Genomic DNA, 12,932 nt, shown 5'->3' on the forward strand with positions numbered 1-12,932 from the left:
TTTATCCTTCCCCGGTATCCGTGACCTCCTGGTACGCATAAGCGTTGAAGGCCAGCAGCGGTAAAATCGTTGAGATGCGAACACGACTGTCAAACATTTTTGGCAATAGTCTGAGAATGAATCGACTGCGCGGGAGATTGGTGGAAAACAGGAACGTCAGCAACCGCAAGGCAAAAAGCAGGCGATACTTCAGCTTGACCGGGTCGTGCCGGTTGGAGTGCGCCCAAAAATCCCGCTCCCAGTAGTGATTGAGACGTTTCCAGATGGCAGGGAAAGAGTAAACTTTGCGAATCAAACGGCGATGGCCGGTCAGCAGGGCCTCCGGCGTCATGGGAGATGGCTTGAAAACAACGTGGTTGGAGTCATATCGATTCCAATCCTCGTGCAGAATCCGGCCCTCTTTTTTCATGCGTTCGAAAAGTGGAGTACCCGGGAAAGGAGTGAGGATGTTGATGACCGGACCCAACAGGTTGGTCTCCGCGATAAAATCAGCCAGGTGGTCAAAACTGGCCTGGGTATCCCCGTCATAACCGACGATGAACGAGGCATGCACCAGAATGCCTGTCGCCTGGATCCTGGCGATGGCGGTTGCATAGTCATACTTGAGATTCACATCCTTGTTCATCTGTGCCAGATTATGCGCGTCGATGGACTCCAGACCAATCAGGACGGCGCCACAACCACTCTCCCGCATGGCCTGCAACAGAACGTCGTCCTTGGCCAGATTGACAGAGGCCTGACAAGACCAACTGAGATTGAGCGGCTTGATGGCCTGAAACAACTCCAGGGCAAATTTTTTGTTCGCGATGATGTTGTCATCGGCGAAAAAGATGGACTTCTTTTTATCGAAGCCATGTTCAGTCCGACCCACAGCGTGAATTTCATCCAGGACCTGTTCCACGGATTTGTGTCGTACCCGGTTGCCATCGTAGGCATATACGGAACAGAACTCACAACGGAATGGGCACCCCTTGGTGGTTTGAATGACATCCAGCAGATAGTTGCAATGGCTGAGTCCCTGACGATCAGGCAGGGGATATCGCTTCAGATCGACAAGGGTATCGGCCTGATAACTCCGTTGCAAGACCCCCTTCTCGGCATCCTGGAGAACGACCGGCCAAATTTGTTCCGCCTCGCCGGAAACCACCGTATCGCAGTGGGCCAGGGACTCTTCCATGCACATGGAAGGGTGTATCCCACCCAGGACCGTCTTGACCCCCCGTTGCCGATACATGGCGGATATCTCATACGCCCGTTTGGCAAACATGGTCCGGGCGCTGATCCCAACCAAATCCGGAACCCAGGAAAAATCGATATCTTCCAAATGCTCATCGAAGATGCGCACGGTGTGGTTTTTGGGCGTCAAGGCAGCCAGGGTGGGTATGGCCAGCAGGTAGGAGAAATGTTTCCGGGTGAACAAAAACTCCGTGTAGAACCGATAGTCATAGAAACTTCTCTCGGGGCCGGCATAACTCCTGGGGATGATCAGAGCTATCTTCACGGGTCGGAACGGCTACATCGATCCGGTCAATCTGAATTGAACGCGCCGATTGTCCGCGCCGGTTGGATCATCGGGATTCAGAAGCTCCCTGGGGCCTTTGCCCACCACGGACATGCGCTGCGCGGGCACATTTTCGGCCAGAAAATCCCGCACGGCCTTGGCGCGGGCTGCCGAGAGCCGCAAATTGTACTCCTGGCTGCCGGACGCATCCGTGTGACCTTCGATGGCAAAGCGGCAATGAGCCAATTGGTCGCTGTTCATGGCCTCGGCGACATTTTTCAGGGTCTTGGAGGCATCTGCGCTCAACTGGTAGGAGTTGAACTCAAAAGGAACGGACAATGCCACCGCATTCCCCTTGGGGCATTCGCCACCTGTAGCGGAGTGTGTCGAAGCACGATCTTCCTGATCCGCCGCCTTGGCTGCGGCCTTGCCGGCAGATTCGGAAACCGCCTTGTGCTCAGCCTTCGGAGGGGAGGCGCCAGCGCCGTCAAAAACGATGCCCCGGGTCTTGACCTTGGGACGACTCCCGACCTTACCCTCTCCCGCCCCATTTTCCCGGCTACCGGCCCCCAACAGACCCTCGACAATATCCGTTGCACTGGGTTCCTTGCCTTGCAAGGAAACGACATCGCCGGCCAGAGCCCGATTGCCACATATGCAGACCGAAGCCGCCGCGACAATCAACGCCCCACCCCATACCACGGCACGCACCTTCGGTAGGCAAACTGCTTTGAACATGTCACAACCCCCCTGACTCAACATCCCTTCACGAACACACCTCCCAAACCGGGGAGGAAGATATCAGACTCACCAAAAAAACCATGGAAACGTTTTTTCAACGACCGACGGAGACATCCCCAACGCCGTCGATTTGAATATCCGGTTCAGTGAGGGATTTGGCAACGGTCACTCTGCCGACACCCTGCATCGATACACGCACCTTGCGGGCGACGCCACCGAAGGAGACATTGCCGCTCCCGGTCAGATCGATCTGCAACTGGTCGACCTCCCCCCCCTTGACCTGGATATCCGACGCACCCGCCGCAACGATGGTCAACTGGCCGGCAACAGAGGTAATCTCGACACTGCTGGCCCCATCGGCACGCAACCTGGCCGCACCCACATCACCAGCTTTCAAGGTGCAGGCTCCGCCCACATCGACATCCAGGAAACCTGCCATGCCATCAATGTCAACCTGCTGGCAACTTCCGGTGACAGCGAGAGCAACCTTTTTGGATAGAAGAAGATCCAATCGCACGGGTTCGCGACCACTTGAGGCGCCATCTGTCACACGAACCCCGTCCACACGCACACTGCCTATTTCGATAGACCCGGACGACTGGGTGATCGAACCAACCGTCGCCGATGTGGAAATACGATTGCCGAATGATGATGTGGAAACATGACTGCCGAATGATGCGGTCCCCGTGGACTTTTCATGAACACTCAGCACTTTTCCTTGTTGCTGAAAACCGAGTGCATCCTTACCCAACGGACCCGAAGCGCCAAGCACCGTCTGTGGCTGGTCATGGGTATGGATCCGAATCGGGTGCAAGATGCCATCCAAACGAACCTTTTCCACTTGTCCACGCCAGAGGGGCTCCAGACTCTCGGCACACACCCCGCCGCTCCACAAGATGGCCGGCACGACAAAAAAAACCGACCCCAGACCAATGCGCGTTCTGCTCATGAACCACCCGAACCTCAACCTCCGGGACAGCAGCGAAAACCACCCAAACCGCTGAACCGGGAAACGTAACCACTCACCACCCTTGCAAGAAAAGTCTGGACATGAAAGCCTTTGTCAGGGCTTCGCCCCGAACCCCACCAGGAATCTCTCCTGGACCTGCCAGGGAGCCCCACCCCCCCTTCAAGGCTCACCTTGCACCATGCACAGGGCATCACCCAGGACAAACAACTCGACCGGCAGGGCGTTCTTGCTGCGCGTCGTGAAGGAGATCGGCCTTTGACCAGCGACAATATACTCCTTGGGATCAGCAAGGTTTTTGCGTTCCAAAATCTTGGCTCCATGTTGCCAGCAGGTCAGCGTGAAACCCCCGGCAAAGGGCTTGGCATCCGCCTTGCCCACGCCCAACCCCATATCCCCACTGATCCCGGCCAGCGCACACGGCGGCGAAGAGGCCAAACCGAGCAACAGAACCAAAGCTGGGAGAACCCTTACAGCAGTCAGATGCAACACAGCCGCGCCCATGACTTGACTCCGCTTCGATCAGGATGCCAAACCGACCCTACCGCAAATCGACACCACCACTCTGCACGCCGGCCCCCTCCTCCACCTTCATGGAACCGATTCGGCTGCCAGTCGTCACCCGGGAATCCCGGCTGACATGGGCCCCACCGATCTGCACTGGGGCATCTCCCTTGATCTGGTACTTGTCCATGGCCTCTTTGCGAAGTTCACCACCCAACTGGGATGTCAGCGCAGAGAGCGTTTCATCCAACTCGTGAAGAACGCGGCCATCACCGAGCTTTTGTTTGGTCTTCTGGATGACGCTCTGTGCTTCTTCATAGTTTTTGACAGCTTCCCGCTTGTTCCCCTCGCGCATGGCGATGTTGGCCAGACCGGCGTAGGCATCCACCTGGTAGCGGACATTGCCACTCTCCCGGGAGAGGCGGGTCAAAACCTCCTTCGCTTTGTCGTAATCCCCGTCTTTGATCAGCATATCGGCAGAACGGAGCAGCGCCCCCTCGTTACTGGGGCACCCGTCCATAACCTGCCTGAGCATTTGCCGGCTTTGGACCGCCGACAACGAACGAGGGGACTGAACCCCGTCCTGGCAAGGATCAAGAGCCAAAGCTGTCTGGCAAAAGCCCCCCACCAAAAACACCACGGCACCCGACACGCTCCGCACAACATTCGCCACAGCCTACCCTCCCGGTCAGGGCCATATCTGCAAACCACCGCAGGTCAACGCACGCGCCTTGGCTACTTGACTTGGATTTTGACCTGTCCTTCAGCCACCCCTGCGTCCGTAGCGGCAAAGAGGGAACGGATCTTATCCAGGGTATAGCCCTCGATCGCCTCCAGATCGACAGACTTGACCGCACTGGGCAACCGGTCTGCCAGATCCTCCTGGGAGGCAAAACAGGCCACAGTGTCCGCAGAGCCGGGGTGCTCGACCTGGATTCTGAAACGCATATCCCCACTGGGTATGGCAAAGCGCCTCGATTTGACCAGAGATTCGGTGCGAAAACGATTGGGCAGGATTCTGGAAACCGTTTTCCCTCCCTGATCCCAGAAGCAGTAGACATGCGCACCGTTGGAAAGATCCAGGGTGACCACCATGCTTTCGCCGGCTTTATACTGACCCTGACTCGTAGACACATTCAGACGCAATGGGGCCTGAACCGCGGCAGCTTTGCTGGCTACGGGCTCTTTGGGCGCGGGGGCGCTCGCCACCCTCTTGGCAATCTCGTAGTGCCGGGCCATGTTGTCGGTGATGGGCATCTGGATCCAGGCATCCAACAGGGCCTGAGTCGGGATCGTCGCCAGGGAAGTTGCGTTATAATCGATCTTGGCAGAAGCAAAGACCTTGTTGATCGCCCCTACCGCCTTGGCCGAGTCGCGCGGGTAGGTATCCTGGAAGTAGCCGTTGGCTCCGAGGATCATATCGGCAATCACCTCGGAACCCGCCGCATCAATATCCTCCTTGATCGTGCGAATCAGCAACCGGTCCGGTTCAGCGCCCTTCAGCATGCGCCAATACGGCACACGGAACTCACGCCCCAACAACTGCACGACGCTCACCTCCACGAGGGAGCGAATGGCTGCATGCACACCCTGTGAGCGGCTGGCATTGCCCGTCATGCCAAAACCGGTACCGAAGATGGAGAAAGCCCAACCCGAGGTCTTGTTCTCTTTCCTGACCGACACGGTATTGGATGTGTGCGCACCCGTGGAGGTCTGCGTGACGTAACTCAGCACACCAAAGTCGATGGTCATGCGCGACTCTTGGGCATCGCTGCGCTTTTCGGCTGACGCATCGGCAGAGGATTGCCCCAGGGGAACGGAGAGATCCAACTGCTGGGATGTCCCCTTGGTGGCCAGATCCTTGTCAAATTCCGTGATCGCGCCGGCAATGACGATATCGGGCATCTTGTTGCCGAGCCGTATGCCTCCGCGCAAACCAATCTCATTGCTCAAGTATTGCGGATCGTAAGGGACATTGACCATCGGCGCACCAATCTTGTCAATGGTGGTCGAGACCATGCGGGTAATATCGCTGGGGAGCCCGGCGCCACCACCCGTATCGTTGGTGATCGGCTTGATCTGCAAATAGTAGGGGTGGGTAGCGGACTTGCCGGTATAGGCCCGAATCAATTTGCCAAAATCGTAAAGCACCTCATCCTGATCCGTCTGCCGCGACACGACCGCCTCGGTTTCCTTCATGTCGATGGCCGGCGGATCCGACGAGACACAGCCATAAAGACCAGCCCCACCCAGCGCCACAAGAGCCGAAAGCAACTTCAGGGAGTTTCTCATTTGACCTCGATATCCTTTGCGCGCACAACACTCTTGAGTTCCTTGTTCCGCATGACACCCCCGCCCTGGTACTCCACGGTTCCCAGGTTGACCTTCGTCGGCTCCGACACTTTGCCCGGCATACTGTTGATCTTGATATCCTTCCGGGTATCAACAACGGTCACCACCTTTTTGACATCGGAGTTCTTGTCAACCCTTTCACTGCATAAATCGAATTGATTGGAGCCTTTTTGCCGGGTTTTTTGAATCTCCCCCTGAATCTCCTTGTCATCGCAATAACGATACGTCTTATCCTTATAAACATCTGAATTTTTTTGAAATCTCTCGCGGTTCTTGGTGACCACCGCGTCAACCAGATCGCCAGCCTGGGAGGCCGGACACATTACGAGGAGGGTGACAGCAACGACACCCGAGGTCAAAGCAAATATTCTCTGCATCACCACACCTCCCCGTCTCTCCCGAAAAACCGGGGCCGCGCCGCGCAGCAGCGCGGCCCCCACTGGCAAACGGTCCGTCTCGCGAACTTGTCCCGCTACTTACTTAATGTTCACGCCGCCGGCATTGACCTCGGCCTGGCCGGAGGTCTTGATGGTCCCGGTGTCGGCGGAGGTGCTGATCTTGCTGTTCTGAATGGTGTTGCCACGACCCACTTCCACGGTAGCCGCCTTGACCACGGACTTATCCTTGGCTTCGATGGTCCCGGTCTTGCCGTGGGTCTTGATGTCCGTGTTCTGGATCACGGTCTCTTTGCCACCACCACCACCCTCACGCTGGGCATTCAGGCTCTCGGCCATGACGGTGCCACTGACAAGAAGGGACGCAGCCAAAACAACAGCGGGAAACATTTTCATGGAAAACTCCTCTTTCAATGACGAATAGTAACAAACAGTATCGAATAACCCCCACCCGACACACGGGCAGCGACCGGCCACCCTCGATCAGGCGGAGGGGATTCAAGCATATTCTCATCTCACCTGTCAACAAGATTGTTATTCATAAAGCCTTCATAAAAATCGCAACTTGGTCCATTAAACAAAATTTGGCTTGTCGGGTTGCATCCTTCTCGATTCAATCAAGGTTCAGTGGTTCACTATTCGGAAAATCATTGGCCAATTTTTGTCCGCCCTTGATCACAAAACCCCTTTATATTATGAGGTATCAATTGCATAAAAGATCTTGGGCAATCTGAAATTTCCGGGCATATCCGATATGCCGCCAAACTCCCTGCGCTTCATCTTACCCACACCCCAACGCCACCGGATATTTTCGGATCATCTGGGTCCGAAGCGCGCCGGACCTCTCAAGGAACGCAACCATGCAAATCTGGCAACATGTGCTCACGACGGAAACTTCCCCTCACATCAATCCGGAAGATCCCCGGGAAAAAGACGCCAACCTGGTGCTCGTGTTCGGTTCGATCGAATATTTTTCGGCGCCACACCTCTTGCGGACAATCCAGGAAACCTTCCCCCAGGCCGTTGTGGCGGGTTGTTCGACCGCCGGAGAGATTGCTCAACGTGGCCTGTTGGAAAACACAGCCCTGATCACCGCCATACGCTTTGACCACACCACCGTTCGCGTCGTGGATGCAGAGATCACCCGGATGGAGGATTCATTGGCAACAGGAACAATTTTGGGCGATGCCCTGGTTGGACCGGGTCTTGCCGGCGTCCTGATGTTCGGCGTCGGTCTGCAAATCAACGGCAGCGATTTGCTCGAAGGGTTGACGGCTCGCATCGGAACACAGATACCCGTTTCCGGAGGATTGGCTGGCGACGGTGGAGCATTCAAGCAGACCTGGGTTGCATCAGGATCAACCACTTCCAACCAGAAGGTGGTGGCCATCGGACTGTACGGCAAGCGGGTTCGTCTGGGCCATGGCTCTTTTGGCGGCTGGGAACCGTTCGGTCCTTCCCGCAAGATCACCCATGCCCAGGGCAATATCCTTTACAAACTGGACGGTGAGTCGGCGCTCGCCATCTACAAGCGCTACCTGGGTGACCACGCCAAGGATCTACCCGGATCCGGGTTACTCTTCCCCCTGGAGGTTCTGGATGAACACCATGCATCCGTGGGGTTGATCCGCACCATTCTCGGTATCGACGAAACCTCGGGGAGTCTTACTCTGGCCGGGGCCGTCGAAGAAAATGGCCATGTGCGCCTGATGCACGCCAGCACGGACGCGCTGATCCTTGGAGCGCGACAGGCGGCTGAGAAAAGCGTGGGGCAACTGGATCTGAACAACCATCTGGGCCAGGGTCTGGCGATCCTGGTCAGTTGTGTTGGCCGCAAACTGGTCATGGGCGATCAGGTCGATGACGAGATCGCCGAGGTGGTTGGCCAGGTCGGTTCGGAGTTCGTTTTCACAGGCTTCTACTCCTACGGCGAAATGTGCCCCCTGGAAAACGCCAAGGCCTGCAAATTACACAACCAAACCATGACCGTCACCCTGATTGCCGAGATCTGAGCACCATGCATTCCATTTTGCAGAACCAGTTGAAACGCATTTTTGGCATAGGTTCTCCAGATGAACTGCACAACGTCCTGGCAGCTTTGCCCGAATTGGCAACCGGCGCAAACGTCACACCACAAGTGGGCCACTTTCTCTCCCGGATCGGCCTGTTCCTGGAGCGCGTCGACGGAAGTTACCAACAGTTTGGACGTGACCTCGATCTGCGGGCCCGCAGCCTGCAAATCAGCTCTCAGGAGCTGGCCGAGACCAATGAACGTTTGCGTCAGGAATCCGCGGTGCAGCGATCCGCCATCCAATCACTGCGTGAAACGGCCAACCAACTCCTGAGAGGTGATGGCAAACCGGAACTGGGGAGTGATGCCAACAGCCTGCAAAAACTCTCCGCCCTGGTCGCCACCATCGTCGAAGAGCGCGCCATCGCCCAACGCGACCTGGAACGCCAGAAGTTTGCGCTGGATCAACACGCCATCGTCAGCATCACCGACACCTCAGCCACCATCCTCTACGCGAACGACAAATTTTGCGAAATCTCCGGGTACTCCCGGGAGGAGTTGATCGGCAAAAACCATCGCATCGTCAAATCCAGGATTCACCCGCCCTCTGTCTACCAGGAGATGTGGAACACCATCTCCCAGGGAAATGTCTGGCACGGAGAGATTTGCAATGAGGCCAAAAACGGGACGCTTTACTGGGTCTCGGCAACGATCGTACCCTTGCTCGACTCAACCGGAAAACCTGAACAGTACATTGCCATCCGGACCGACATCACCCTGCAAAAGAGCATGGAATCCGCCCTGATCGAGCAGCGCCGTTTTCTGCAAAGCATCACCGATGCCATGGGTGAAGGGGTCTATTATCTCGACGCCAAGGGTCACTGCACCTTCTTGAACCCCGAGGCGCAACGCCTTCTGGGCTATTCGGAAAAGGATGTCCAGGGAAAACCCTTCCACGACATCACCCATTTCAAGGACGGAAATGGCCAACCGCTGGCATTGGAAGATTGCCCGATCCTGCAAACCATCTCCCGGGGCGAGACCTATAAATCCGAAAACGACTATTTTGTGCGCCGTGACGGCACGCAGTTCCCCATATCCATCGTTTCGGTCCCCCTGTTCACGGAAGAGCAGTTGACCGGCTCGGTATCGGTTTTTCAGGACATCACCGAGCGGCGGCAGATTTTCCAGGTACTGAAGAAGGCCAAGGAGGATGCGGAAAACGCCAACCAGCTCAAAAGCAACTTCCTGGCCAACATGAGCCATGAAATTCGCACCCCGATGAATGGCATCATCGGCTTGAGCCACCTGCTGACGCAGACCGACCTCTCTCCCCAACAACGCGATTATCTGCTCAAGATCGATTACTCCGCACGCAATCTCCTGGGCATCATCAACGATATTCTCGACTTCTCCAAGGTTGAGGCCGGCAAGCTGACCATCGAGCGCATTCCCTTCAACCTGACGGAGCTCCTTCAGGAAATAACACCCGTCATTCAAGCCAGAATTCGGGAGAAAGGACTGGAACTGGTTTTCGACCTGAGTTCCCACCTCCCTCCTTTACTGCTCGGTGATCCTCTGCGCCTGCGCCAAATCCTCCTCAACCTGGTCTCCAATGCGGTCAAGTTTACGGAGACGGGAACGGTCGTGATCACCGTCCGCAGCGAGATTCTGGAGGGTGACCTGGTCCGCATCGACTTCAAAGTTCAGGACACCGGCATCGGCATGACACCGGCACAAGCAGCCACACTTTTTCAACCATTTGTTCAGGCTGATAATTCATCCAGCCGCCGCTATGGCGGCACAGGACTGGGACTGGCCATCAGCCGTCAGTTGGTCGAACTGATGGGAGGGGGCATATCCGTTACCAGCACCCCGGATGTGGGTAGCACGTTCCATTTCCATGTGCCGTTCCGCCTCGTCAGTCAAAATCCGGATATCTATTGTTTTCCAGAAGAGATGAGAAATCTGCACATCCTGGTCGTGGATGACAGTGCAGCTGTCCGTACCATTCTGGCCGATACCCTGGAACATTTCGGTCTTTGCGTCGATCTCGCCGAGAGTGGTGCAACGGCCTTGCAGGCACTGCAACAGACCGCCGAGGGGACAAGAGCCCCTTACCGAATTCTTCTGCTCGACTGGCGCATGCCAGACATGGATGGGGTTGAGACGCTCCGGCGCATCATGTCGTTGACCATTCCCCAACCCCATACGATCATGATGACGGCCTATGGCATGGAGTCGGTGCAATCCGCCCTCGGGGAGATTCGCGTTGCGGGCATTTTGGAAAAACCGATCACACCCTCCACCCTGTTCGACTCTCTCGTTCACGTCCTGGATCTGCCGGATCAAGCCCCAAACACAAACGCCTCGCCACGACCCATGCACGGAAAAGCTCCCGGATACGCACCGACATTGCGAGGCCGGCAGGTGTTGTTGGTGGAGGACAACCCCATCAACCAGCAGGTCGCCAGTGGTCTGCTGGATCTGATGGGCATCGAGGTCACCCTGGCTTCCGGTGGCGAGATGGCGATCACCGCCCTGCGCCAGCATCGCTTCGATGTCGTCCTGATGGATATCCAGATGCCGGGCATGGATGGATACCAAACCACAGAGGTGATCCGCCAAAATCTCGGCCTGGAGCAGCTTCCCATCATCGCCATGACGGCCCACGCCATGGCCGGAGACCGCGAACGGTGCCTCGCTGCGGGCATGAACGACCATGTGGCCAAGCCCATCGATCCGACAACCCTGCATGACGTTCTCACGCGCTGGCTGACTGAATACCCGCCTTTTTCGGAAAACCCTTTTTCACCCACCGACACTCCGGCCCTCCAACAGGAAACCCACACCATTGCCGCACTTCCGGAAAACATGCCCGGCATCCATTTGGACGCAGCCTGCCGCAACGTCAACGGCAACATTCCTCTTCTGCGCAAGATATGGTTCGATTTTGCCAACCAATACCAGGATGGCGTGGCGGCGTTTCGATCCGCATGGGGGTCCGGCCAATGGCACGAAATCAACAGAATGACCCATACCCTGAAAGGAACGGCTGCCACCATTGGCGCCCTTGAATTGGCTCAGGTTGCGGGAAACCTGGAGACGATGACGCTCAACTCCAAGGAGTCGGACCCGATCGATTCACATGCCCTGGCATCCCTTCTGGAGATTTTCTCCGAACACCTCGGAGCGGTCATCACGGGTATCCGGACTCTGCAACGAGACACCCTTCCGGTTGTACCCACCTCCGAACCGGTGACCAGCGGATCCGTCAGCCAGGATCTGGTGACAAAAGCCCTCGAATGGACGGAGGAGTTGGCCTCACTCCTGGCCGCAGACGACCCCGACGCCGAAACGCTGGCGGAACGGTTGGCCGGGATGCTGGCACAAACACCTTTTGCGGAAACTTCCAACACGCTTTTCCACCACGCCGGTTCCTACGACTTTACCGATGCCTTATCGGTACTGTCCTCATTGCGCCAGCAACTCCTCGCGCATCGAAACAGTTCCAGTCCGACACGACAAGAAGCTCTTCCGCCTTTTTGAAATTGCGGAGGCCCGTGCCACATTGGCCTCCTTGACCCGACCATTGAACACCTTCCTGGAGCCATCCCATGAGCTGTCACGAGGAACCTGAAACTGGCCGGCAAACCTCATCAACTTTATCCCGGTTTCTGATTCTCATCACCCTGTTGTGCCTTTCCCCCTTCTGCCGTTCCGAGGCCCGCGCCGAGACCATCAAGCTGCGGGCTGACCTCTGGTGCCCTTACAACTGTGACCCGGATTCGGACAAACCCGGGTTGATCGTCGAGATTGCCCGGGCCATTTTCATACCGGCAGGCCATACGGTCGACTACCAGGTCATGCCATGGAGCCGAACACTCAACGAGGTCCGCAAGGGCCACATCTCGGGCGCCATCGGTGCCCTGCCCTCCGAAGCGCCTGATTTGATTTATGGCGCCAACCCGGTGGCCCAGGACGAGTCCGGTTTTGCGTTCAAGAGAGACATGGCATTCACCTATCACGGCACGGACTCCCTGGCCCCATACCGGATTGCCACCATTCAGGATTACAACTATGACGATGGTGAAATCGACGCCTACTTGAGGAAGCATGCCCAGAATACCACCCACATCCAGGTCAATACCGGTGGCCAGGCAGGAGTTGCCAACCTGAGGAAACTGCTGGCCGGGCGGGTTGATCTGGCTTTGGACAGTCGCGCCGTCCTTGCCTATCTCATCCATCAGGAACATCTCGACCAGGAGATCGGGACCGTTGGCCTGGGCCGTCTGGTTGGGGTTCACATCGGATTTTCACCCGCACTTGCAGACTCCAAAAACCTGGCGGACCTGCTCTCCTCCGGTGTGGATCGCCTACGGCAACAGGGTGAGCTGGCGGCCATCCTGGCCCGTTATGGTGTGAAGGAATAGAGAAAACCCTGATCACACGCGCAGCCAT

Annotated in this window: 11 protein-coding genes; 3 read left to right on the forward strand and 8 right to left on the reverse strand. The window is 56.7% G+C overall.

What is annotated here, in order from left to right:
• Position 1: 1 nt before the first annotated feature.
• The 8 genes from HQL63_04985 to HQL63_05020 all read right to left on the reverse strand — a co-directional run bounded on the left by HQL63_04985 (position 2) and on the right by HQL63_05020 (position 6,856).
• On the reverse strand, positions 2–1,501 hold the full coding sequence (locus HQL63_04985; protein ID MBF0176188.1) for a B12-binding domain-containing radical SAM protein: 1,500 nt from the start codon (positions 1,499–1,501) through the stop codon (positions 2–4).
• Positions 1,502–1,513: 12 nt separating this feature from the next.
• Positions 1,514–2,239, reverse strand: a complete 726-nt coding sequence (locus tag HQL63_04990; protein ID MBF0176189.1) for an OmpA family protein — start codon at positions 2,237–2,239, stop codon at positions 1,514–1,516.
• Positions 2,240–2,336: 97 nt separating this feature from the next.
• On the reverse strand, positions 2,337–3,191 hold the full coding sequence (locus HQL63_04995) for a DUF2807 domain-containing protein (GenBank protein MBF0176190.1): 855 nt from the start codon (positions 3,189–3,191) through the stop codon (positions 2,337–2,339).
• A 180-nt stretch (positions 3,192–3,371) separates the two neighbouring features.
• A complete protein-coding gene (locus HQL63_05000; GenBank protein MBF0176191.1) occupies positions 3,372–3,713 on the reverse strand; it encodes a hypothetical protein in 342 nt (113 codons plus the stop codon).
• 37 nt (positions 3,714–3,750) lie between these two features.
• On the reverse strand, positions 3,751–4,386 hold the full coding sequence (locus tag HQL63_05005; protein MBF0176192.1) for a tetratricopeptide repeat protein: 636 nt from the start codon (positions 4,384–4,386) through the stop codon (positions 3,751–3,753).
• Between the two features lie 62 nt (positions 4,387–4,448).
• Complete coding sequence (locus tag HQL63_05010) at positions 4,449–6,005, reverse strand: DUF4384 domain-containing protein (GenBank protein MBF0176193.1); 1,557 nt, start codon at positions 6,003–6,005, stop codon at positions 4,449–4,451.
• A complete protein-coding gene (locus tag HQL63_05015; GenBank protein ID MBF0176194.1) occupies positions 6,002–6,442 on the reverse strand; it encodes a hypothetical protein in 441 nt (146 codons plus the stop codon). The genes HQL63_05010 and HQL63_05015 overlap by 4 nt, the downstream gene beginning before the upstream one ends.
• A gap of 99 nt (positions 6,443–6,541) precedes the next feature.
• Positions 6,542–6,856 carry a hypothetical protein gene (locus HQL63_05020; GenBank protein ID MBF0176195.1) on the reverse strand — a complete coding sequence of 105 codons (315 nt, stop codon included), beginning with the start codon at positions 6,854–6,856 and terminating at the stop codon, positions 6,542–6,544.
• Positions 6,857–7,320: 464 nt separating this feature from the next.
• Here HQL63_05020 and HQL63_05025 point away from each other — a divergent pair, with 464 nt between their 5' ends.
• The 3 genes from HQL63_05025 (at position 7,321) to HQL63_05035 (ending at position 12,904) form a co-directional block, all read left to right on the forward strand.
• Positions 7,321–8,472, forward strand: a complete 1,152-nt coding sequence (locus HQL63_05025; protein ID MBF0176196.1) for an FIST C-terminal domain-containing protein — start codon at positions 7,321–7,323, stop codon at positions 8,470–8,472.
• Between the two features lie 5 nt (positions 8,473–8,477).
• On the forward strand, positions 8,478–12,020 hold the full coding sequence (locus HQL63_05030; protein ID MBF0176197.1) for a response regulator: 3,543 nt from the start codon (positions 8,478–8,480) through the stop codon (positions 12,018–12,020).
• Between the two features lie 68 nt (positions 12,021–12,088).
• Positions 12,089–12,904, forward strand: a complete 816-nt coding sequence (locus tag HQL63_05035) for a transporter substrate-binding domain-containing protein (GenBank protein MBF0176198.1) — start codon at positions 12,089–12,091, stop codon at positions 12,902–12,904.
• Positions 12,905–12,932: the final 28 nt, after the last annotated feature.

The sequence above is a fragment of the Magnetococcales bacterium genome (assembly GCA_015231175.1).
In the GTDB taxonomy this organism is placed as follows: domain Bacteria; phylum Pseudomonadota; class Magnetococcia; order Magnetococcales; family DC0425bin3; genus HA3dbin3.

What these genes read in the sequence shown, in the direction of transcription:
- HQL63_05015 (MBF0176194.1), bottom strand. Translation starts at nt 6,442, where the DNA reads ATGCAGAGAATATTTGCTTTGACCTCGGGTGTCGTTGCTGTCACCCTC.
- HQL63_05010 (MBF0176193.1), bottom strand. Translation starts at nt 6,005, where the DNA reads ATGAGAAACTCCCTGAAGTTGCTTTCGGCTCTTGTGGCGCTGGGTGGG.
- HQL63_05000 (MBF0176191.1), bottom strand. Translation starts at nt 3,713, where the DNA reads ATGGGCGCGGCTGTGTTGCATCTGACTGCTGTAAGGGTTCTCCCAGCT.
- HQL63_05020 (MBF0176195.1), bottom strand. Translation starts at nt 6,856, where the DNA reads ATGAAAATGTTTCCCGCTGTTGTTTTGGCTGCGTCCCTTCTTGTCAGT.
- HQL63_04990 (MBF0176189.1), bottom strand. Translation starts at nt 2,239, where the DNA reads ATGTTCAAAGCAGTTTGCCTACCGAAGGTGCGTGCCGTGGTATGGGGT.
- HQL63_04995 (MBF0176190.1), bottom strand. Translation starts at nt 3,191, where the DNA reads ATGAGCAGAACGCGCATTGGTCTGGGGTCGGTTTTTTTTGTCGTGCCG.
- HQL63_05025 (MBF0176196.1), top strand. Translation starts at nt 7,321, where the DNA reads ATGCAAATCTGGCAACATGTGCTCACGACGGAAACTTCCCCTCACATC.
- HQL63_05030 (MBF0176197.1), top strand. Translation starts at nt 8,478, where the DNA reads ATGCATTCCATTTTGCAGAACCAGTTGAAACGCATTTTTGGCATAGGT.
- HQL63_05035 (MBF0176198.1), top strand. Translation starts at nt 12,089, where the DNA reads ATGAGCTGTCACGAGGAACCTGAAACTGGCCGGCAAACCTCATCAACT.